General features: G+C 47.4%; 2 protein-coding genes and 1 pseudogene. 1 reads left to right on the forward strand and 2 read right to left on the reverse strand.

Features of this window, described 5'->3' with window-relative positions; all coding sequences use genetic code 11:
- Together H8S44_RS17080 and H8S44_RS17085 are read right to left on the reverse strand one after the other, a co-directional pair.
- Positions 1 to 254: recombinase family protein (locus H8S44_RS17080; protein ID WP_186997576.1), on the reverse strand; the 254-nt coding region annotated here is incomplete at its 3' end.
- Complete coding sequence (locus H8S44_RS17085) at positions 255 to 452, reverse strand: hypothetical protein (RefSeq protein WP_002592708.1); 198 nt, start codon at positions 450 to 452, stop codon at positions 255 to 257. It lies immediately after the preceding gene.
- Between H8S44_RS17085 and H8S44_RS17090 the strand changes: the two are divergent.
- Positions 426 to 542 (forward strand): annotated as a pseudogene (locus H8S44_RS17090) (tweety protein); the annotation flags it as partial. The gene H8S44_RS17085 and the pseudogene H8S44_RS17090 sit on opposite strands and share 27 nt — an antisense overlap.

The following is a 542-nucleotide window of genomic DNA, read 5'->3' on the forward strand; positions in this document are numbered from 1 at the left end:
ATGGCTCTCAACATTCTCTGTAGGTCAGGACGCTCCATGTTAAGACCTGTGAAGCCATCGTCCTGATAGACTGCCACAACCTCCCATCCCTGCTTTTCGCAGTATTTTTCCAGCATATCCCGCTGGTTGGCGATACTGGCACTTTCGCCTTGCAGGTCATCGTCCTTTGACAGCCTGCAATAGACAGCCGCACGATAGCCCCCGGCAAGTGCCGAACCGATTGTTCTGTATTCCATTTCGTTCATCATAGCCATTTACCCACACAATCCAGACGGTATCTGGCTCTTTTGAACCTCATCTTCATTATAGCCTATATCTTTCTTTTTAGCAAGATATTCTTTTGCATTTGTCTTTCCGTATTTCTGGGAAATCAGGCTGACGAACACATCGGTTGCGTCCAGCTCCCCGTCAAACACAGTAGTCACATGAATCTCTGTTTTGTTTTTTGCCATAGGCAGTTATCCTCCATACATGAAAACAGCCAGACAGAGGGTGTCGGCAACGAAGTCCGGCAACGGGCTTCAAAAGACCTTGCAAACAAT

This window comes from Anaerosacchariphilus hominis (assembly GCF_014290175.1).
Classification (GTDB): domain Bacteria; phylum Bacillota; class Clostridia; order Lachnospirales; family Lachnospiraceae; genus Laedolimicola; species Laedolimicola hominis.

What these genes read in the sequence shown, in the direction of transcription:
- H8S44_RS17085 (WP_002592708.1), bottom strand. Translation starts at nt 452, where the DNA reads ATGGCAAAAAACAAAACAGAGATTCATGTGACTACTGTGTTTGACGGG.